We start from the raw sequence: 22,040 nt of genomic DNA, 5'->3' as shown, positions 1-22,040 counted from the left end.
TTTCGTGTTGTGTTACATGTCATGTAATTACGTAATACACTAACACAAATTTTACCGCTTTAAAATTGTACATCTAGAAAGCCATAATAGGGCTTTATGGCTTCTTGAATTCTAAAAATGGGTTTCGTCCCTATCGAATGAGGCGGAATGCCGCAAGAGCCCAGATTTTGAAGGCAAAGTGAGATGGACAAGGCAGATCGGTACCTCAAAGCAGGTACGCGAGAGAACACGCGCAAAAGCTATCGAGCTGCCATCGAGCACTTCGAGGTGACGTGGGGTGGCTACCTCCCCACTACCGGTGACGGTATCGTTCGCTATCTGGCGGAATACGCCGACAAGCTCTCCATCAATACGTTGAAGCAGCGTCTAGCAGCCCTTGCGCAATGGCACATCACTCAGGGTTTCCCTGATCCGACCAAGACGCCTGACGTTCGCCAGATGATCAAGGGCATCAGGGTCGTGCATCCTGCAAAGGTCAAACAGGCCGCCCCACTGCTGCTGAAGCACCTGGAGAAAGCGGTCACATGGCTTGAAGGGGAAGCAGCAGCTGCGATTGAACGCGGAGATTACAAATCCCTGGTGCGTCATCGCCGCTCGATGGCGATTATCTTAATTGGGTTCTGGCGGGGCTTTCGAGGCGATGAGTTGGCCAGGCTAACGGTGGAGGACACCCAAGCCATAAGCGGTGAAGGCATTACCTTTTTCCTACCCTACACCAAGGGTGACCGCCAGCATGAAGGAACTACGTTTCAGACGCCGGCGCTCGCCATGCTTTGTCCAGTGGAGGCTTACATCAACTGGATAACAGTTGCCGGGATTGCGAAAGGCCCGGTGTTCCAGCGAATTGATCGTTGGGGCAATCTGTCAGGCCAAGGCCTGCAGCCGCACAGCCTGATCCCTGTGCTACGCCGCATTTTGAAGGAGGCAGGCTTGCCTGCAGAGCTATATAGCAGCCACTCGCTGCGGCGTGGCTTTGCGACCTGGGCGTCTGCGAACGGCTGGGACATTAAGGGATTGATGGGTTATGTAGGCTGGAAGGACATGAAGTCCGCGCTGCGTTACGTGGATGCCAGTGTTTCGTTCGGGGGAATTGCGTTGCGCGCGGCCCCGCAGACGCCAGCGCTGGTGGCTAAAGGGATTTCCGGTGGGCCTCCTGGCACTGATTGATGCTTACCCTGCAGGAGTAAATCGTTCTTTCAAGAAGCCGTGAAAACATCCATTCAGAATCGTAGAACGCTGAGAACTCCCCCCGCAACTTCGCAGATCTATTGAACAGTCCATGGTTGGCCTGCCCTGAATAGCTTCGCCATGCTATCGGCACGGTCATCATGAGAAAAAACTTTTTACTTAAGGTACAGAATGGAACGTTTAAAGAAATGCAACTATGCGGTGAGATGTATCTTATCGAGGGAGCGTAAAATCCTGGTGGAGGCACTGGGTCAATCCCCTATAAGCTTTTAGAAGAAATTGGCTTTGCAGCGGCAAGGAGAATCACACACTGCAAAGGACTCCTAAATTAACTAAAGCGCCTCTGAATCCGTGGTAAATAAGGTGTGTACCCCCTCTAGATGCGATTCCATTTGACTGCAAATAAATTCTTTGAGTTTACCTGCGATAGTCGAATGGAGGGCGATCTTACCGATGCACAGCGCGACGATGAATTCGAGTGCTGCCTCTCCGCGCGAGTTCCCGTAGCCCCGAACGATCCGTCTGATAATATCAGCCATTGCCAAGCTGTAGCCTTCGTGCTCTCTGTAATCCAATTCTGCCGGATGAGCTGCCCGAAGAAACGCAGCTTGAATAACCCCATCGTCGTATCGTGAGAAGACCTCTGGAGATAGCAAAACTTGCTGAAGCTCAATGGAGGCCAACTTTTTACCCTCCCCAACTTTAGCGGACTGCCTGGCATTCTGCAGCACCCAGTTGATTGTCAGAAATATCTCGACACTGGTGCTGGATTTCACATCAGTTTTGTCGTCAACAAATGCAAAACCTTTGGTGATCGTCATAGGCTTGTCCGTGTGACTGGAGCGCCAAAATGCAGACTGAATGAGGCCAGAATCGCCTGTGACCTTTAGCTCCTTGACCCGTTCGACCACAAAGGCCGGCGGCCGAGAACTTTGACTGATAATCCGCGATAATAGATTGTCCTCCTCTTCCCAATGGTTATTGCAGATTGGGTTGGAGACTGGAAATTCGAAGTAGCTCTTGACCGAATAACGCTTAGCCCCGCTGGGCGGCTGGGTTAAATTGGAAAAAAGCTCTGCGATCTGATCATATGATCGACCTAGGAGTGCCCCAACAAGATACACCCGTGTCCCACTTTCCTGGTTGCTTCTCAAGCGTCGGCTCACGCTCAGCAATCGAGATCCTCTCTCTGCAGCAGCTGCCAAGACCAGTGCTCCGCCAACGAACGTCTCCAAATCTTCAAGCTCATTAAAGCTTAGAAAGTAAACAATCGTGAGTCCATATCCCTCCAGTAATGACTTGGCATGAGTTGCCATTGCCAAACTAGCGGGGTCATCGTCATAGATAATGGTGTTCGTTGATAATGAAACCTCTTCAATCACACAATCGCTGAGCCACTTCTGAAATTGCTCGTCCGCAGCCAGCTTTGATCGGTCTACCCAAACTGTTCTTCGGTTGCCAGTTAGCCCCTGGCCATAGCACCCAAAGAATCCTTTGCCGACGTACTTTTCAAATCGTTCTTGCAACGTGTCGTGAGCATGTTTAACAGAAATGTTAAGGAGTTGTGTCTCCGAATGCTGAGCGACGAAGCGCTCACCCTGTATTCTTATCAACGGCCGGGAGTCTGAACCGTCGCTGGTGCTGAAATCATGGGGTTTTTCTAACGGCAGCACGATTGAGCAGTAAGGCGATTTTTTCAGAAATGACAGGATGGTGATTATTTTTGAGGCATCAAAACCATTCTCCTCGTACCATTTCTGGGCAAGGCCGCAGTTGGTCGATGCCGAGATTAGGCAGAGCGCTACGCTACCCGATGGAGCGCAACCAGCAACGCCTTCATACGACTTGAATGACCGGATGGAAAGAGGGCTTTTTTTTTCGAAGGTGTTCAGAAATAGCTTTATCGACAAGGCGACAGGGAGAAATGCAATCGTGTCCAGGTATATTACTTTTGGCGCATTAGAAAGCTCCGCAGGCGCTACATGCTTCAGACACGCCAGTGCGATGAAATGAGAGTTGGCAGCCTCTGCCAACAGGGACTCCGCCCTTATGAAGTAGTTAGCCGCGCGAGACGATGGCTTAGAAAATAAGAATCCGGATGGCGCTCTCTCTAATACATTGTATTTCTTTGCCAGGTGTTTGAGGCCTGCGCTCAAGATGTCATCGAAAGAATTAATTATACGTTTGCCGAGGTCTTTATCAGTACCATCATAGATTTCGTGGCTGGAAAGTCGCCCATCATGGCTGAAAAACCCGAACCCATACTTAACGTTAGATGATCGACCCTTTCGCTGCAATGCTATAGAAAAGTCTGAGCGGTCTTTCTTGAGCTCGTCTTTGATCTGCCCTCGAAAGACATCAGGAGTCAGAAACAAAACATGATCAGGGAGCACGTACTCCCGCAGCCGTATTTGCAGGGCATGGGTGAGTTGCTCAGCTGTAACTTGGTCAGGCCCGTTGAAAAACACCACAATATTCACAGCGGTAGGCAAACCTTCATTGAGGCAAACCTCAAAGTCGAAGAGATCTGTCATTTAGTTCACCGGGATGCATATAGTGAAGACAGTTCCTTCCACCGCTGACAGTGTTCCGTCTGCTTTCCATGGCTTAGGAGAGAATTTTGCAGTTTGAGGCTTTCCGCTGAAAGTTTGTTGAAGGGACAACCTTCCTGTGCGAAGTCTTACGTACGCCTTGAGATCATTCATGGCTTTTGTGGCTCGGTGAAGTCCCATGCCAGAAGCCTCATCATCTTTAGATGTCACATGTTTCTCAAAGCACTCCATGGTTGCTCCCAGCTCCTCCTCGATAGTGATGGCTGATAAATCTTCAATAACTCGCCCGTATTTATGCGATAACCATCTGCGCGCCATGCCAGGGCCGCTATCTATGACCGAAACTTCCAAAAGATCGAGCGTATCACCTTGAGTCATATTGTTAGCTATAAACCGTTCAAACGTTCCAGCCAATCCGGAGAACTTATCCTTGAGCTGATTTCTCTGAACCTTGATCGATTTTATAGTCAGACCGCGCAATCCCTTCTTATATTTATCGCCATGCAGATCTGTTGTTGCATGCTGGTCGGCATTTGATATGAGCTCATAGATCACATTCCCCAATGAGGCCAAGCCGTGCTTCATCAATGCACGTCTGTCCGCTTTGGTCTGCATTAGAGTGGAGGCCCTATCAATTATCCCTTCAAATGAGTCACTGGGATGTACCTTGGGCGGTACACCACCAGCGTAGAACGGTTTGATATATTCCCGTCGTGCGCTGCAGACGCTGAAAAGATTGATGACCGTGGGGCGTGCGCCCCTTGTGCTGCTAGTTTCCTTTAAGACTCCGTCATACATCGCCTGAATCATTGGCAACAGTGTCAACAAAGCATCGCCTTTCTCGATTTCGACATGACTGGTTGTATCGACCTTAGAGCACATCACCAAGGCCGCGAGGCCGGCGCTGGATCGACCCAGTGTGGCAACATGAGATGCCCAGTCATTTTCATCACAATGTAGGTGTAAAAGCTTTTCACCCTTTCCTTTCGCCCAGGTGATGATGAGCTGCGCCAACGCAGCTTCTATGCCGAATATCCCGCCGTAGCTGGTGTTAAGCGGAATGCGTACAGAATCATGCATTGACTCTGTGGTAAGCAGTTCTTCAATGCTATCTATGGTTACAGATTTTTGAATGATCACTTTGCGTCCTTGTGCAAAGACTTGATACGGTGACTCAGTTGCCGGAGTTCACTGAGACCTGAGGCACATAACCTCTGCTCAGCTTGCGGTGGCTCCAGTGCGATTTGCGTCCGAGGGCTTGTCTGCTGCTCAGCAAGAGCCCCCCTTCACGATAATGCCAAATCGCCTGCGGATGATCTATGGAACCGCCGGCTTGGGCTATAGAAAACTCACTACGAATGAATGTGATCGAGTACGCCGGGAAGCGTTGGTCGTGGTAGGGACGGCAGTTACCTGCCGCCCCCCGCACAATAGATCCGTACGTGCGGAACTACCGCATACGGTTCCTGCCTTGGGTATTGGCTTTGAGTCGCGCCAAAACTTTAAAAAATGCGTCGAAATCTTCATTTCCCCCAATCCGGGATTCCGAGGGCGACCTTAGCGTTAATTCATCCTCTTGAGGTCACTGGGAGCTACCCCTTACGCCCTTAGCACACAGCAGTGCTCGCACAGCTTCTGAGCGCCTTAGCCGCTGCTCGGTGGCCGTCCCTGTCTGGGTGGTGGTCGCAACTTCAACCCTCAAAGCGTACTGGCCTGCGTATTTACGCCTTTGAAAAACGACGTTCAGGTAATCCGCGAAGGCCTGTGCCAGCGCAAGGTCGTCCAGGTACAGCGTGTCATAGGTCAGCCGTCCGCTCGGGGATTCCGAAAGGCCTGCCACGAGATGGTCGTCGGCGTAGAGAGGATTTTGCAGGTTGCTGGGTAGAAGTCTGTGCGCAAGGTCAACCAAGACGGTGGCGTATTCAACGTCTCGCTTGTTTGGAAAATCACCTTGAGAGCGTAGTCTGGCCTGATCCTTCATCTACTGCCTCCTTAATCGGGTGTACACCCCGGGAAAAGCTCCATTTGGCGGAGCAACTTGCGTTATCGCCAATATTGAACCAGCCTCTATCGCGGCATTTTATCAGCAAAGTCCACAAGCACACGGGCCACTCGCTCGTGCGCGCGCATTTTCGGGGGGCCTCCAATGGTTCCAGTGGAAATCGACGCTCAGCGTTTGATGAGCGCCTTGGTCAAGGCAGCCAAACTCGACGCATCGATGGTCTCGGAGCGCCACGCCATACTGCGTCAGGTCAGCTCGATCCTCTGGTGGCTAAATCCCGGCCAGCCTGCGCTGAGCATTCCGGCACTGAACCGCTGTCTGAGTTTGCCCATTGAAAGGTGGATCGACGATCAGTATCGCCAAGGCTTTGAGGGCTGTCTTCAGGTCAACGATAAGCCTAGCGTCCTCTGCGATGAAATTGGCCTTGAATACGATCCCAGCACAGGCTGGGAGGGCGTCCAGGGCATGGTCAAGGACGTTCGTGACCGCTGCCAGCACCATCCCCGCGGCGATGACGAGTACCGTACCTTCCGCCTGTTTCTGTGTGAGCACCCCCACATCCATAGCGCCCATGCGGTGGATTTTCTCATTGAACTCGGCGTTCAATTCAAGTCGATTTTCGAGGAAATTCCAGATCACCTCACCAAGGCTGGTAGGTTCTATCCTTGTCCCTCCTGTGGCTGGCCGATGCAGATCCAGCGCATAGAAGTGTGCTGTGGATCACTGTGGTGTGAAAAAACCACTGGCGTTTGCCGTTGGTCAAACGAAGAATTGTTTCGGATGGACACTGGGCGCCAGGTGCCGGCGATCGATGCGGAAAATCGGTATAGGCTCAATACTGCCCTATGGAAATTCACCCTGATTCCGGGCCTTCTGGAGCGCCGGCTACATGATCGCCTCGCGAAGTTGGGCCTACACCCTACCCTGTGGCCCGACGTTGATCGAAGCGATGTGAAGATCGAGGTCGGTGATCAGGAAATCTGGCTGGACGCGAAGGTGTGGCGATCGATGCGCTTTTTGGCCCACCGCCTGACAAACACCGAAGCAACGGGCGTCTGGATAGTCATTCCTGATTATCAGAAAGGAGAGGTGCCCTCTCTGCGCGAGCAGTGTGACGGTCACCAGATCATGACCGAGTCGCAATGCATCACCCGGATTGCGCGCCTATGCCGACGCTAACTGAGAATGCGACCAGCCTGGCGCTCGCACTGGCGGTCAAGCACATCAGCAAGGAGCCGATGCTGGCTGATGCAGAAGCACTGCTGACAGGGCGTCCCCACCTGTGGATTGGTTGGGAAACCGCGTCGCAGCTTGTTCGTAAGCAAATCATGCAACTGATCAAGTACCGGCCGTACGACCTTAACTTCAGCGGTAACTTCATCGCCCAGGCCAGCAAGCTCCTATTGTCCTCCAAAGGCCCCTTTCGCCTGGTGGAGGCTGATGATGAGCTCTCAGTGGCAAAGCTCAGGGAAAGGGATTTTTATTATCTCAAGCCAGGCTTTGACCTCGACGGGCTCATTGACGAGCTGCTCAACGCCATCAGGCAGCTGTCTACCGCATCGGCCCCTGTTGTATTACCCGAATCAGGCGCGGTAAGACTGCGCGAGCACACGGCCGAGGGTTACCGAACCTTCGTCATTCCCGAAGAACTAAGAGTGCGGCTCGACCCGCCTGATGCCAAGCTTGAGATGGTTGAAGCGCCCTACGTGCCCTCACATCACTGGGCTTGGCAAACGCTCCATGACCTTGCTGCCCTGCTGGATGCGGCCGCGGTCGACACCCAGCTCAATCTGCATTCCAGCCACAGAGTATCGCTGTCGAACATTGTCCCCAAAAATGGCGGTGTGGAGGCTGCAGCCGGCTCCTTCTACCGCGTTAATGCGCCTACTGGCTCTGGTAAAAGCGTCGCTGTTAACCTTATGGCTTTGGCGAGTGCGATGGCGGGACACAGGGTTGTCATCGCTGTCCCTACGCTCACCGATGTCCGTAACACGGTTGAAACCCTCAAGCGGGAAGCGAACGTGGTGGCCAGTCAGGTACGCATCGCCCCTTTGCATTCGCAGCGGAAAATCGCCAGCACCAGCAGCTATTACGTTGCGTCGGGGCGTGATGATCATCCCTATGATTACCGCTGTTTATTGGATTATTGCGCAACCGATGGAAGCGTAAGCAAGCCGGACGACGAGCCTTGCTTTAACCTCAATCTGGTGGGTCACAGCGAGGGTCAAGAGGCTGTAAAGCGGCTGCGTAACTGCCCGCTGCTGGCACAATGCGGCAAAAGGACGATGCTTGAGCAAGCGCTCTCAGCGGATATTGTCGTTGTGAACCACCATGCCTTGATATCCAGCACCACACGGATTCCCATCGAGGGGGCTGGGGTGTCGACTCACAGTATCCTGGAGTTGTTGCTGCGCTCGGCACCGCTCTTTCTGATCGATGAAATCGACGGTTTACTACAAAGCGCCATCGATACCAGTAAATTCGAGCTGCCCTTAAGCAACCACCGCGAGCACAGCAGTCTTGCGGAGCTGTATCTAGAAATTTTTGGCAAGGACAGCATTCCGGATTTGGATGACAGCGTATTGTTCCGGGTACAGCGAGCCTGCCCTGCCGTCATTATGAATACCACTCGCTTGCTCAGCCTGGCACAAGGCAAGCTGCAGTGGCCCAACCGAGAAACGGTCTGGGAACGCGCTGACGACCTTTTTATCAGCGATAGCCTGGGACTGCCCGCTGAGGATTTGGACGCCGTATGTGGTTTCACTGAGGGGCCTATAGCCCCTCATTTCCTTGACCTACAAGCGTTGCTGCGCACGTTCTCCCGCAACAATGCACAACCAGCACCCGAGGAGGTTTACCTCAATATTGCTATCGCGCTTGACCATCTGGGTGAAGCCAAGCTCTTGGGCAGGCATTTAAACGACGACAAGGTGAAGCGGCTCATCGCGGCGCTGATATTGCGAGCCAGCTTGCATTACATCGAAGAGAGCCTGCGTACGCTTTACGCCGATATTCCAGCCATGGTTCGAGCCAAGGTTCCTTCTGCGGTCAAAGTTCAACAGGATCTTGCCGGTTCAGCGCCGTTCAGTCCAACACCATTGGGCCCACTGCAACGGGTCGTCTATGGGTTCAAACGCAAACGCACAGGCCGTAACTCCTGGTCATTGCAAGTGGTCGCCATGTGCGGAGACCCGCATCGCACGTTGCAATTTCTGCCTAACCTGACTTCACAGATCTACGCTGGCGTCGATCGAACCTTCATCGGCTTCAGTGCCACAGCCTACTTTCCGGGCGCCAGCAGCTTTGATTTGCGCGCCAAAACACTGGTGGACGTACCCGACGCCAAAGGCAATATCCGTTTCGAGAATGTGCACGGAAACTTCCATGTTTCCGGCTCGGACATGGAAAACCGTCTCGAAAATGTTCGCCATTTGGGCCAGGAACTATGGCCGTGGCTTAACGCGAAACTCGCCGCGCTCAAAGCGTGCGTCGAAACCACCAAGCGCGCACGCCTGCTGCTGGTCACCGGCAGTGATACTGAAGCAAAAGAACTAGCCTCCACGCTTTATGAGGTGAGCGGCGGCGCGAGAAAAGTCGGGTGGGTGCGTGGTGGCAAAAAAGAAGATCGACAAGATCGCTTGCCCCGCGCCCAGAGGATGACCTACGACCATCTGGTTAATTTCGCCGATGGCCCCTGCGCCGACGTGGATCTGCTCGTCAGCTCCATTTACCCAATGGCCCGGGGACACAACATCGTTACCCGAGAAGGAAAATCAGCGTTGGGGGGCGTCGTGGTCTGTGTACGCCCAATGCCCTCCTCTGATCAGCCTGGCAACAACCTTGCGCATCTCTGTTACATCGTTGGCGACCAGGTCTTGCCCAATGCCAGCCCAGGTCTTGCGCTTATCGAAGAAAGATTGCTGGCGAACAGGACGCTCAACGGTATCCGCACATCTCCACCCTACTTCAGCCGTCAGCCGAAAGCGATCAGGCACTTCACCATGATGAACGTCCTCGTAACGCTGACTCAGCTGGTGGGACGTGCTCGCCGTGGCGGGACGCCTGTCACCTGCTATCTGGCCGATGCGGCGTTTTACGACAACCGCACGACATGGGCGCAGTTGCTCGCAGCCACCATCAAAACGCTAGAGGACGCGGGTCACTGGGGAGAGTTTTCCCGACATCACGCCGGGCTCGTAGACGCCATGCACCAATACATTGATGAATCCACACCTGATCCGAGCATGAGGTATCACGATGACCCTCCAACTGAGGACTAACCTTTTCCAGTTCGACCCCGAAGAACTGCCTCCGGTGTACCAGTTTCGGGCAACGGATGAATACTGCCATGGGTGGAAGCGGCTCACACAGCTCTTCAAAAAACCCAGCCTCCCCACAGGGGGACTAGAGGAAATTCTCAGTGCCATTTCCGGCGGGCCGGTATGGGTGAACTACAAGCCGGATGCGAGGGGGGCGGCACCTGCCATAGCATCCATAAACCCTCTTTCGCATCATCAGGTGTGCGAAGCGATCAATTTCTGGGCTGAAGAAACAGCTGAGGGCGCACAGGAAGTGGCCTCTTTTTTGCGACCGGGTGAGCCATCGCCTCTGCATGCCTCAACGCTTTTCGCCGATCCCAAGCAGTCAACCACGATGTACAAGGTTGTGCCTTGGATGCTCGCTCAACGCATGACAGAGCAGCCGATGGCGTCTTCCAAACCTCTAAATCTGAGGCTCTGCAGCGATGCCACGCTGCTCGCTTGGGATGAACCGCTGACGTATGCGAATGAGGGGCGGCAAGCAATCGCAATGCACGCGATCACAACTCAGTTGGTTTTGGTTCATCGCCGGCTGCAGCCCTACGCAGCCGTGTGCGTTCATTTAAGCCATATATTGCCTCAGTGGCGGCACGCTACAAACAAGGTCTGGTTCGATACCGGGCACGGGATTTCTAAATTTGGCGTCTATATCCCGCCCAGAGCCGCTGACGGCAAATTCGAAACCCGCTACAGCACCGTTGCGCCCAAGGTGCTCAAACAGCTTGGCGCTACAGAGCTTCCCCTGCTCGGCCTGGGTGACCTTGAGCTGATAGGGAAGCTTCGCCCTATCCACACTCACACCCCACCGTTTTGGCCTGTGGGTAACGGTGCCGGCCCCCTTTTTCTCGATCAGGCGAGTTTTCACTTCCAGCGTTCAGTTACCAGCGCGAAACCCATGCTCACTCGCCACTTGGGCAACATGGTGTCTGTCCGCACACGCGATAAGGATGTTGATAATAAGCCGATCAAAATCGCGGTGATCACAGCGCACACAGACATCATGGCTCGCGTCGCAGACATCAAGGAGCGCCTAGATGACCTGACGCCCGTTTTCAAGCAAGGGGTTAGGCCGTCGGTAATTCTCCAGCAGATACAGCGCCCTGGGGCTTCACAAGCCCTGACTGAGCTGACGTCCCACGATCACGTCAAGCATTGGTTCGAAAGCGAGGTGCTCCCCCACGTTGTGGAGATGGGGGCAAAAGTAGCCATCGTCGAATCAGTGCCTGCCGTCGCCACCAAATCGGAGACTGACCCCAAGCATATCCTGCGAACGCTGTTTGCAAAGCATGGGATTGCTACCCAGTTTATATGGCACCTACCGCCAGCTGCCGGCCAGGGTAGCTCCGGCGAATCCGGCAGCTCTGCTCCTTCGTCTGCAGATAGAAAAATGGGTAAGCGGATATCCAAGCTGGTAGCCAAGCGCCAAGCAGCCAGCAAGGAGACTGATGAGGCGGTGGATTACCCTGCGCTCAACAGCTTGCTCGATGCCATAAGGAGTACAGGCTACGTCCCAGAGCCCCTGCGCCAGCTCAGAGGTATCGACAGCAGCACCACAGTCATCTCGATTTACCTTGAATCCATACGCCCACAGTTCACCGACATGTACCTGCCAGTGGTGACCAGGGCGAAAATTGGTTCTCGCGATTTAGAGGTGTATTGCCCGGCAGCCATCGGCATACCCAGCGCTTCGACGACGCCTCTCGTGGTGCCAGGTGATGGCTGGGTTGGCTATCAGGAGGGGTTGTGCCGGATTCATGCGACCGAGAAACTGATGGATGCAGATCAAGCGATCAGTTTCATCAGCCGGGCAATGCTGGCCCCGACCGCTGTAGCGGACGCACCGTTGATTGTGCTGATGAACGCAGGCCTTAAAAAACTCTATCCAGGTCTCAATGATGGTGCTGGGCACGGCTTACCCGCGTTCCCGCGAGGCGCCTGGGCGCTGCGGGTGCGCGCTGACAGCCAGACGGCGCAGATGACCGGGGTGCATAGCAAATCCCCGACAGTCCCCATGTACATCGGCAATAAACTCGGGGTGCACCAGGCGGAACATCAAGCGAATGTTTACTACTTCACCTCCTACACCAAGCACTACAACCGTATGCGATCGCAGCGTCATCAAACTCGCTACGACATCACGCAATCCCGGCTGCGTGATTCGTGGCAACAACTGGGCGTTACCGAGTTTGTGATGATCCAGCCAGGTGATTTCGCAAACCCCGACCGAATGGCCTTGCAGGTGGGGCTCTGGTGCAAATTCGCCCCCTTATGGGATGGATACCTTCGGTTTCCGTCTCCTTTGCATGCGGCGCATCAAATTGCCAAGGATCATCCATTGGTTGAACGACATCGGAAAAGCAGCTTTTGAACGGTGGGCTAGCGAGTTTTTGTAGGCCCTTTATGGATTGCACCGTTCCTTGAGCGGCCTATGATGGGTTAGCAGGCCCACCGTGGCCACTTTCAAGGAGCTTTGCTTTGTTTAACTCTATCGACACCAAACTTCGCATTAGTTACCCACCGCTGTCGACCAGAGCAGTCGTTGCTGCGGCCCTACCAGTGCTGGTTTATGCGGCTGGCACTCAGTCGACGCTGCCATTGGATCTGATCAATTCACTGGATATTCATGAGTTCACCGGCCAAGAGCTGTTCGGCTGGGTCATGGGTGCCTATGCGTTAGGATTGATGAACACCGGAAGATTCGACAGACGCTTGCGTCGCAAGCACGCTCACGATATCTCCCGGTTCGATTCAATGGTAGAAATCGAGCGCTTGGCAGGCGATCGTTATCCACTTGCCGCCCAGCACGCGCGTGAAGAACAGCGTCACCTTCGCAACTGCTACGGAAGCTTGCTCGACGCGCGCACTGAAAACGTGATGGCAGCGATTGGGGTAGCCATCAAATCGCTCATAAGATTCATATGAACCGATTGGGCAGCACAGAAGATGTCGTAGAACGACACCCTAGGCGGTGCCGGTCAATCGAACCGGCACTGCTAATCTATCTATAATGTGAGCGGATGTACTGATGAACTCAATCCACGAGCGTCGTAATGATGTCGTGTGGATAGGTGATAGCCGGAAGTGAACGCGCGTCATGTGCAGCTCTGGTTCGACAGAGCTTACAGCCCCAGATCCGTAGCGAAGTAATCGTCAATCATTGACTCAGTTGCGCGCGCGTCCTGAATGAGTGCGCGTTGCAAATGACGCTTCAAGAAACCATCGTAGCCCGTTTTGCAAATCTAGGTGTTCGCGGATGGCTCCCCTCTCCATCGCTGGTGTGTGCCCGGTGACGGGTCTTCAATCGAGATACTCCATGATCGCCAGGGACAAACCGAAGCTTGTGCATCGACACAAAGCGCGCTATGTTGTGCCTACGATTAACACGTACCACTACATGATGTGTTTTGGTGTGTCGATCGGCACCTAGGCAGTACCTGTGAAATACCCACTAAACGTAGGAGATTTTGCGATGACTGATCGACGCCCTATCAACAAAGACGTGAATGTCCCAAAACCAGGAGGCGGCGAACAGCCTCGCTCCCGGAACCAGGACGGCCAGATTCGAGACAAGCGCAGCGACGCAGGTAAGCCCCGCAAATAGGCTTCAGCCAATATGCGCCGCCTCGCTGCTTCGATCCAAGCGCCAGGCGGCGTATTTACTTCGCGGGTTATCTGCTGGCCGCACTGACCAACGCCTTTTCAAGACGAAGTCGACTTGAGGCTGTCAATTTTTGAAGGCCGAGTTCTCGGGCCATTGCATGGAGCAAGACTTCCCCTTCCTTGCCCAAGCCAGCTAGCTCATTTGCCAGCGCTTCCAATTCTGCAGAGCTGATCTCGTCCACCGAGCGGATATTGTTGTCATCGCCAGGTCGTCTGAACACTACCAGGTTTGAATCTGGTACATGATGCGGCCAGAAAAACGAGCCAACATCCTCTTCACTGATCCGGTAATTGTTCTGGGCAAATGACATCACTCGATCCCGGATTTTCGACCCCGTACGAACCCAGCCATGTGCACGAGCAACTTTGCGCGCTAGGTTGACGTCCAATATCGGCCCTTCCTCACTGATGATATGGGCGATAAGCGCTTCAAGGGTACTTATGTATGAAGCCTCAAAGAACGCGTCGGGGTCGATACCTAAGATGACCGCAGTTGGATCGCACTCGCGGTAGTAATTGATTTTTGACGGTTGCAACGGTGTCGGTCGCAGGTCAGTCGCTGCGGACGGAGCTGCCAGCCCCGCGTATTGCTGTTGCGCAAAATTACCATCGTTATCGTTGGCACTGATCTCCGGAGCCGCATCCAAAGTCGGCACCGCTGTTTCCTCTATAACCTCAATGACCTGCGCTACAGCTGCATCGGCCAACAAGCGTGCAGCCTCTTGCTCTGTCTCTTTTTGCGCCCGTTGGGCGCGACTTTGAACCAGAAGCTCTTTCAGGCCGTTATGGATTCGGTCAGCGGTGCCGACTGCATTGATCCACCAATCAGTCGACCAGATGCGAAGAATCTCCCACCCGAGGCCACGCAGCACGTGCTCCCGGAGCTTATCTCGATCACGCGCAGTCGCACTACGGTGATAGGTCGCGCCGTCGCATTCTACTCCGGCAAGGTACCGGCCCGGCGCATCTGGGTCGACCACCCCCAAGTCGATCCGGAATGCAGATACGCCAACTTGGGTATGCACTTGCCAGCCACGGCTAGCCAACGCCGTTGCCACAGCTTCTTCAAACGGGCTGTCGAATCCACCGACGCTACCAGTGACCGCCTCTGCCAATGCACGTGGCCCGCGTTGGGCGAACTCCAGGAAGTGTTTTAGATCACGAACCCCGACTGCTTGTGTCCGTGCTAAGTCAATTTGTTCTGGCTGCAGGCTAGCAAAGACGCAAAGCTCATGGCGAGCTCGCGTCACCGCAACGTTCAACCGACGCTCTCCACCGGGGCGGTTGATTGGGCCAAAATTCATACTCACTACACCGGCTGCGTCTCGGCCGTACGTGATCGAAAAATAGATGATGTCCCTCTCATCGCCTTGAACACTTTCGAGGTTTTTGACGAACAGAGGCTCAAGTTCGGTGTCGGCAAAATAGGCTTCGAGGGTCGGGTCTTTACGGCGCGCTTCGTCCAACAGGTCTTCGATCAACTTTTGCTGTTCGCCGTTGAAAGTCACCACACCAATGGTGAGTTTGCTCTCCTTAAACCCTGGTGCTCGTAAGCGATTAACTACGTGCTCGACCAATGAGCGAGCCTCGATCAGGTTGGTTCTTGATCCGCCCTTCGAGTAAACGCCAGGTGTTTCGTAGAGTTTCACTGCACGGTCATTGGTGACTGGTGCAGGGAACGTCACGAGCTTGGATTCGTAGTACCGCTGGTTCGAGAACGCAATCAAGCTTTCATGTCGGCTACGGTAGTGCCAGTTGAGACGGCGAGTAGGCAAGTTGGCGCTGATGCACTCATCCAGAATGCTTTCAAGGTCGGCTTCGACGTCTTCGTCGTCCTCTGTGGACTCAGCACGGTTAAAGAAAGACGTGGGTGGAAGTTGTTTAAGGTCGCCAACCATGACTACTTGACGGCCTCGGGCCATCGCACCAATCGCATCCCAAACAGGAATTTGCGACGCTTCGTCGAATATCACCAGATCAAATGCGCTCGCCCCGGGAGCAAGGTACTGAGCGATGGACAGTGGGCTCATGAGCAAGCAAGGGGTTAGTTTTGTCAGAGCCTCAGGGATTTTGGACATCAGCTCACGCAACGGAATGTGCCGCGTCTTCTTACTCATCTCATGTCGCAGCACCCCCCATTCTGAGGAACGGCTGATCGTCTCGGGATTCGGTAGGTCAGCGCAGAGACGTGCCCTCAGCCAGTCGCGCGTGAGCGCAGTAAAGCGATCATCCAGCGTTCTGAAATCGCGGATGCGCTGCTCGTGCTCGACACTGACGAAGCCGCGTATAACTGGCTCATCGTCGACCACCGTATTCAGCCACCAACGTGCGTAATTGGTCTCGAATGACTTGCGGACTTCGCCGCCGAGTACTTCACCTGCTTCGATGGCTGAAACGAGGTTTGACAAGTTTGCGGTCAGTGCCTCGCCTCGAACTTTGCGCCACGCACACCAGGCATGCAGGTCATGTTCCGACTTGATGATGGCCTCACATCGCGCGACCAACTGATCCAAGGAAAGCTTTTCGACGTCAGCCTGGCCTTCCTCCGTGAATCGACCGGCAGTGGCCAAGGCTGATAGGTGCAGGCTCAATGCATCGAACGCTTCTCGAAGTTTGGCTCCCGCGAGAGTCACCGCCCCTAGTGGCTCCAGCAACGCATTGGCGTGTCCCAGCAATGTTAAAGCGGGTGCCCGGTACGCAGCAATTAGTTCTGGAGTCGTTGCCAACTGCGCGATGGCGTTGGCCAACTGCGCCTGAAATTCCATGGCGCCCTGTGCTTTTTCAATTTTGGTCTTTAACCCACCCCAAAGCCCTGCGGTGAGGTCTCGCAGGTCGTCGAGCTCCGCAAGCGATCTTTCGATTTCTTGCCGCTGCATAAGGAGGGCAAAGTCGGCTTGCATGGCTTTACCGCATAGGCCGCTTCTGATCGCGTCATGATCCCCCTCAAAGGCGCCCTGCTCAGCGACGATGCGCTTTTGCGATTGAAACGCGATGACTGCATTGAGCGCAGGTACTGAGGTCGACAATCTTGACCAGAGTCCATCGGTTTGGGTGCCCAAATCAGCAAGGGTATCTAACTGTTCATCCAGAATGCGGATAGCACGCATGCGGGACAGATCCGCTTTTAAACGCTCGCCACAAAGCCCTTCTGAGATCGCCACGAATCCGTGATCCGTCCATTGCTCCCTGGCCTTCAGGCATGCAATTGCTTGCTGAAGGTGAATAGCGGACTGTAAATGAGCGGCAACGGAGTCAGCCCCCTTCCACACTTCCCCCGGTTGCTCATCAGGTTCCAAGGCATTAATTTTGTCACGTAAATGGCGAATCTCGATCCATATAAACAAGTCATTTGCCACGTCGGGATCAGTCTCCCCCGAGATCGCTTCAGAAAGAACGCCGGTTACCCGGCGTGCGCCGATCCAAGACTTCGGCCAGAATGAATCTTTGGCCTCCTTCCAATCATCTAATAGCTGCTGGACATCAAGCTTCTCTACGGCCTCGGTATACGTCGCTGACAACTGACCCGTTATCTTACTTATGCGGTTGAGCATCTCTATAGCTTGGCTTAGGTACTCGAATGCGTGATCAGGCCAAGTAGCGCTTAACTCATTCAACGTCGTTGCACGCTGAGCCAGCAAACCTATGCCTTTTTCTGCTGCATGGACGGTGGAGGATGCCCACGGGATCGACAGCTGAGCGTTTATCAAACGGTGCTTGCTAACGAGCTCACATCCCTCGCCGAGACGTTGCGCAATCGTCCGGCCATCTGGGCGCAAGGCAAATCGCCAATCGTTACCGGCAGCTTTGGGCAATGTGGTCGACAGAAGCGAAAGTCCGTCACAGACAGACGACGCCGATCCTAAAGACGGCAAACTCGCTGAACCCTGGAAGTGCTCGACGGCATTGATGGCTGCTTGAGCCACGGGAAGCAATTGCCGCGACGCCTGAATCAATCCTTGCTGCCAGGAAGGCGACCAGTCACCTTGCCCGATCGGGCTCAGCGGGTGATTTTTTAGTGCGTCATATCCGACTGCCTTGGCGTTGACTTCAAGTCTTTCGGACAGCTCACGGAAGGCCAGAAGATCATTTCGCGTATGCACACGCGCTGACGCCCACGACAGATTAATCGAGACAACAGACGCTCCCCCAACAACCACACCGATCGCGTCGTAGATACTGTATCCATTGGGATAGCGTTGATGTAGCCGATCAACATAGATGTTCAAACCGTCGCGAAGCAGTTGGAGCCTATCGGCCTCTGAATGCCATGTCGCTGCATCCACTGTGCCCTTGGCGTCCCATGCAGACTGTAGCTGCGCCAACACGTCGGTTTTACGCGCTTTGCTTGAGTGAACTTCGAGACAGAACTCTCCAAGTCCGATCTCACGAAGTCGACGATAAACAACATCGAGTGCGGCAATTTTTTCCGAAACGAATAATACCCGACGCCCCTGAGCAATCGACTGGGCGATCAGGTTGGCGATTGTCTGACTTTTGCCTGTGCCTGGAGGGCCAATCAAAACAAAGTCTTTGCCTTTCGACGCTGCCATTACGGCTGAAAGCTGTGAGGAGTCCGACGGCAGTGGACAAAATACCTCTCGCGGATTGAAGTCGATGTCCAGGCGGCGGTCTTCAGGAAACGCTATCTCTGAAGGGAATGAGTCGCGCGGCGTATCCAACAAATGCCGTACAACAGGGCTCTCGCGAAGCTTGTCGGCGTTTTCTGCCAGATCCTTCCACATCAGATACTTGGCAAAAGAGAACATCGACAGGACGACGTCTTCGACGACCTCCCAGCCTGCGATATCCTTTACCGCGTAGCTGACCATTTTCCAGATCGCATCGATATCTAACCCGGAGTCATCACGGGGTAGCTCGGATTCAAAAGCCCCAAGGTTTAATTCGAAATCTTGCCGAAGCATCTCGATCAGCGTCGGATTGAATCGGGGTTCATCATCATGCAGCACCACCGAAAATCCGGAGCGTGCACTTTTACGTTCCAAAGTGACCGGGATTAGAACAAGCGGCGCACGGTATTTTTGCCCAGCCTTATCATCACGCTCCCAACTCAGGAAGCCCAAGGCAAGATAAAGCGTGTTCGAACCACCTTCCTGCAAGGCGGTACGGGCGCCACGGTAGAGTTCGGTAAGGCGGGCATCCATCTCAGCACTCGATAGCCCGACGAACACCTCGCGGCGTTGCAGCGCGTCCATCGCATGAAGTTTGCGAACGTCCTCTCGCTCGCGCAACTCGTACAACGCCTGATCACGTGGATCGGCGCCATCCATCAAATCCGGACGTGTGAGAAGTCTAAGGTGCTGACCGCTCGCCAGAAGGTCTTCAAGAGCGGCAGGATCGGGTGCTTCCAGCTTCAGCGATTTCTTTCCTGCCTTGAAATTCAGCAGATTATTGCGCAGGGATAAATCCAGAAGCTTACGCTGCCATCTTCCTAAGCGATCCTTCGGATCTAACAGATGCGCGTCGATCTCAACCCGCTCGGCGGCATCGGGCAAGCTGGGTGCTTTACCTACCAGAAGTTCCGAATGGTCACTTTCAGATTCGTCTGCTGAGAGGGTTGTTACCTGAGCATCTGCACTGGCCAGTGGTTTGATGCGCTGCAAGCGAGCCCTTCGTATATCCAATAGCAGGTGAAAATTGTCTTCAAGCCCTTCCGCGACCAGTTGTTCTCCGCGGTCGGTGGCGTAGTGGAACGGTGGAGCAGGCTGCTGGGCGACGAAGGTGGTTTCGAACAGCATCAACTCCTTCAGCTTGATTCGCTTGCGAACGGCCGTGATGTCATCAACCACCACCGTTGAAAACACTTCCTCTCTGAGCCAGACCCCTGCAAACGCGTGTCCCTTGGTAAAGACCAATACAGGATTGAGTCCTGCCTGCTCGAAGGCCGAACAGAAAAAAAGTGCCAAGTCGAAGCAAGTGGCCAACCCGTGCTCAGTGATATGCGTCGCACTGCGAACTTTCTGTCCCGATTGCTCGAAGCTTGCCGGTGGCAATGCGTAATCGATCCCCATCCTGGCAACGGCCGACCAAATTGCGGCGGCCAGTTCCCAGGCGCGCGTAGCGCCGCCGGCATAACCGTCGAGCGCGGGATTCTTGTCGCTTTTGCGTAGTACTTCAGCGGCCTGTTTAAGCAGCCGTTCTATAGCTAAATCGTTCGGTTGAACAAACGCTGCAGTCATGTCTGGGAGATGTGACAAGCCACCCCACTGATTGCGAGGGAGCAATTCAAGATCCAGATCCAGCCTAGCGATCTCGGCAGGAGCGTCTTCCACATCTGCTGCGCCCGCCGGAGTCAACGTGAAACTGACTGTGGCATTCTCAGCTTCGGTAAGGCGACCCAGTAACACGCCGTCCAATGCCAAGTCATGCCCAGGGATCAACATAAAGGTTTCAGGCATGAGGGCGTCGATGCGCCACGACTTGGGTTTAAAAACTTCCGGGTAAACCGTGAGCGTCAACACCAAGTCGGAGTGCTTGGTGGTCGTATCATTCACGACCCGCAGCTCTCGGATTACCGGCACTGCGTTTTGATAATCTGCCAGATTAAGTTTGGCGACTACCGTGCTTTCGATGCGCACAGTCTTAACGTGTGTGATCTCAGTGGCGACTTCTGAAGCTTCGTCCATGTGCATACCCTTCCTGATGGCGGCGACAACAACGAGAGCACAGTTTTTTGCTCACTACGCAAAATATTCGCCGAAAGTGCTGGCGATCATAGACCGATTTCACAGAACGGTCGCTTAAACCTGACCGACGACAATCGTTTTGCCCTTACAAAACGCAAGGCATTCATATGCATTCAATGAGACGCTTATGGTGATGATCGGTATGCGTCCCAGCATCACGCCTTGGGTGATTAAACCGGTTGCGACTTATGCGGTAGTAATTGATTGATCACCTGGCTTTGCTGAGTCAACCGATTACGACCTGATCGTTGATGAACACCTCCAACTGCCACCTAAGGCGTATGCACCCGATCTCCGTCACGCTGAGTGCGAAGCTGGCCTTATAGCCACCAAAATCATCGCAGACCAACTTGCCTTTCCAGTCATGCAGGAAGTTGCGAGCATGCTCTCCGGCCCGGCTCGGGCTGAAGTCGTAAACAACAGTTGCTGTTTCGCAGAACTGGCTGGTGGCGTAGGCCCATACATAGGAATGGTGAGTTTTCTTTGTTCCGGGGATCAGCATTTGCACGGGTGTTTCATCGGCATGCATAACCTGCTGCCCTAGCACTACGTCGCGCAACGCATCGACCAAAGGCTGCAGCTGCACGCCCGTCACGCCAACCCATTGAGCCAGGGTTGAGCGTGGAATCGCCAAGCCTGCTTGACCGAAGATCGATTCCTGCCGGTAAAGCGGAAGATGGTCAGCAAACTTGGCAATCATAGCGTGGGCCAGCAGCCCGGCGGTCGGGATACCTTTATCGATGATCTGCGCCGGAATCAGTGGACGTGCCCCCTTCGGGTACAGCGGTCGTAAACCAAGCCACGTCGCGGGCGACGGTCTCGGCCCTTCGGGCTTCCATCCTCAAGCCTACAACCCCTGACCTGCGCACTCCGTTTGCCCTTTAACCCCACGAGGTGCTCGCCCATCGGCTTGGCTGCGGTCTCACAGGTCGTATCACATATCACGCCATGATGAGTTGGCAACTCAGATGTATCAGTGTCCAGGTTGTCCGGCTGGTAGAATTGGATTGGTTAGAAAGCACACCATCATTGAGAAACAAGCATGAATCCAGGATTGACAGAAGAAGAGATGCGCGAGGCACTCTTCGGCATCACCACGCCAGTGCAAGCGGATATTCCTCCTACTCAAGCTCCCATTCCGGATACCGTGATCGACGCGCCAGCAAAGCCAGCTCAGAAAAAGAAAGTCGCGAAAGCGTTCACACCCAGGCTTCGGGTAACGCTGCGTGTTGGGAATGAATTCGAGGGCGAGATGCAGGAGATGATCCATGAGGCAGATACGCTGAGTACCCTTTTGGCGGAGCAAGACGCTGTAAAAGCCGCCAGGAAAAAATACAGGTATGTGGATGTGGTTTCAGTTAAGTCGATATGAGGCACGATCTCGTTGCTAAGCCGTCGCCAGAAACACAGCCACATTCCTGACTCCATGCTGATTTAATTCATTACCCCAATCTCAATCAGTGCTCAAAAGCATCCAGCAGTCCCGATCGATAGGACAAAGCGCCAGCTTCCTTCGCCAAAGGAGCTGTTCGAGGGGATTGCCAAGTACGACGTCGCCAGCGTCGTAATTAAAGCGCCGAAGTTGTGGGTCAATGACCTCTGCTCGGGCTTTTTC

General features: G+C 54.1%; 10 protein-coding genes and 1 pseudogene. 6 read left to right on the top strand and 5 right to left on the bottom strand.

All coding sequences use genetic code 11. From position 1 onward, the window contains the following. Window positions 1-183: 183 nt before the first annotated feature. Window positions 184-1,167: a site-specific integrase gene (locus tag ACF0H7_RS16125; RefSeq protein WP_397453713.1), complete on the top strand. Its 984-nt coding sequence runs from the start codon at window positions 184-186 to the stop codon at window positions 1,165-1,167. 353 nt (window positions 1,168-1,520) lie between these two features. On the opposite strand, the gene ACF0H7_RS16120 is transcribed toward ACF0H7_RS16125, so the two are convergent. The 3 genes from ACF0H7_RS16120 to ACF0H7_RS16110 form a co-directional block, all read right to left on the bottom strand. Further along, entirely contained in the window at window positions 1,521-3,722 is a 2,202-nt protein-coding gene (locus ACF0H7_RS16120) for a hypothetical protein (protein ID WP_397453711.1), read from the bottom strand. Then, complete coding sequence (locus ACF0H7_RS16115; RefSeq protein ID WP_397453709.1) at window positions 3,723-4,880, bottom strand: ATP-binding protein; 1,158 nt, start codon at window positions 4,878-4,880, stop codon at window positions 3,723-3,725. It lies immediately after the preceding gene. Window positions 4,881-5,322: 442 nt separating this feature from the next. Further along, window positions 5,323-5,721 carry a hypothetical protein gene (locus tag ACF0H7_RS16110; protein ID WP_397453707.1) on the bottom strand — a complete coding sequence of 133 codons (399 nt, stop codon included), beginning with the start codon at window positions 5,719-5,721 and terminating at the stop codon, window positions 5,323-5,325. A 165-nt stretch (window positions 5,722-5,886) separates the two neighbouring features. Between ACF0H7_RS16110 and ACF0H7_RS16105 the strand changes: the two genes are divergently transcribed. The 4 genes from ACF0H7_RS16105 (at window position 5,887) to ACF0H7_RS16090 (ending at window position 12,983) form a co-directional block, all read left to right on the top strand. Next, on the top strand, window positions 5,887-6,921 hold the full coding sequence (locus ACF0H7_RS16105) for a hypothetical protein (RefSeq protein ID WP_397453706.1): 1,035 nt from the start codon (window positions 5,887-5,889) through the stop codon (window positions 6,919-6,921). Then, window positions 6,909-10,022, top strand: a complete 3,114-nt coding sequence (locus ACF0H7_RS16100; RefSeq protein ID WP_397453705.1) for a hypothetical protein — start codon at window positions 6,909-6,911, stop codon at window positions 10,020-10,022. Before ACF0H7_RS16105 ends, ACF0H7_RS16100 begins: the two co-directional genes overlap by 13 nt. Further along, complete coding sequence (locus ACF0H7_RS16095) at window positions 10,000-12,429, top strand: RNaseH domain-containing protein (protein WP_397453703.1); 2,430 nt, start codon at window positions 10,000-10,002, stop codon at window positions 12,427-12,429. Before ACF0H7_RS16100 ends, ACF0H7_RS16095 begins: the two co-directional genes overlap by 23 nt. A gap of 107 nt (window positions 12,430-12,536) precedes the next feature. After that, on the top strand, window positions 12,537-12,983 hold the full coding sequence (locus ACF0H7_RS16090) for a hypothetical protein (protein WP_397453701.1): 447 nt from the start codon (window positions 12,537-12,539) through the stop codon (window positions 12,981-12,983). 746 nt (window positions 12,984-13,729) lie between these two features. Here ACF0H7_RS16090 and ACF0H7_RS16085 read toward each other — a convergent pair. Both ACF0H7_RS16085 and ACF0H7_RS16080 read right to left on the bottom strand, forming a co-directional pair. Further along, window positions 13,730-20,365, bottom strand: a complete 6,636-nt coding sequence (locus ACF0H7_RS16085) for a DUF3320 domain-containing protein (protein WP_397453700.1) — start codon at window positions 20,363-20,365, stop codon at window positions 13,730-13,732. A 340-nt stretch (window positions 20,366-20,705) separates the two neighbouring features. Further along, a pseudogene (locus ACF0H7_RS16080) lies at window positions 20,706-21,182 on the bottom strand (IS66 family transposase); the annotation flags it as partial. A gap of 285 nt (window positions 21,183-21,467) precedes the next feature. Here ACF0H7_RS16080 and ACF0H7_RS16075 point away from each other — a divergent pair. Beyond that, complete coding sequence (locus tag ACF0H7_RS16075) at window positions 21,468-21,797, top strand: hypothetical protein (RefSeq protein ID WP_397453698.1); 330 nt, start codon at window positions 21,468-21,470, stop codon at window positions 21,795-21,797. Window positions 21,798-22,040 lie beyond the last annotated feature (243 nt).

It is taken from the genome of Pseudomonas sp. NA-150 (genome assembly GCF_044336365.1).
Lineage (GTDB): Bacteria > Pseudomonadota > Gammaproteobacteria > Pseudomonadales > Pseudomonadaceae > Aquipseudomonas.
This window is presented reverse-complemented; position numbering and strand designations above follow the sequence as displayed.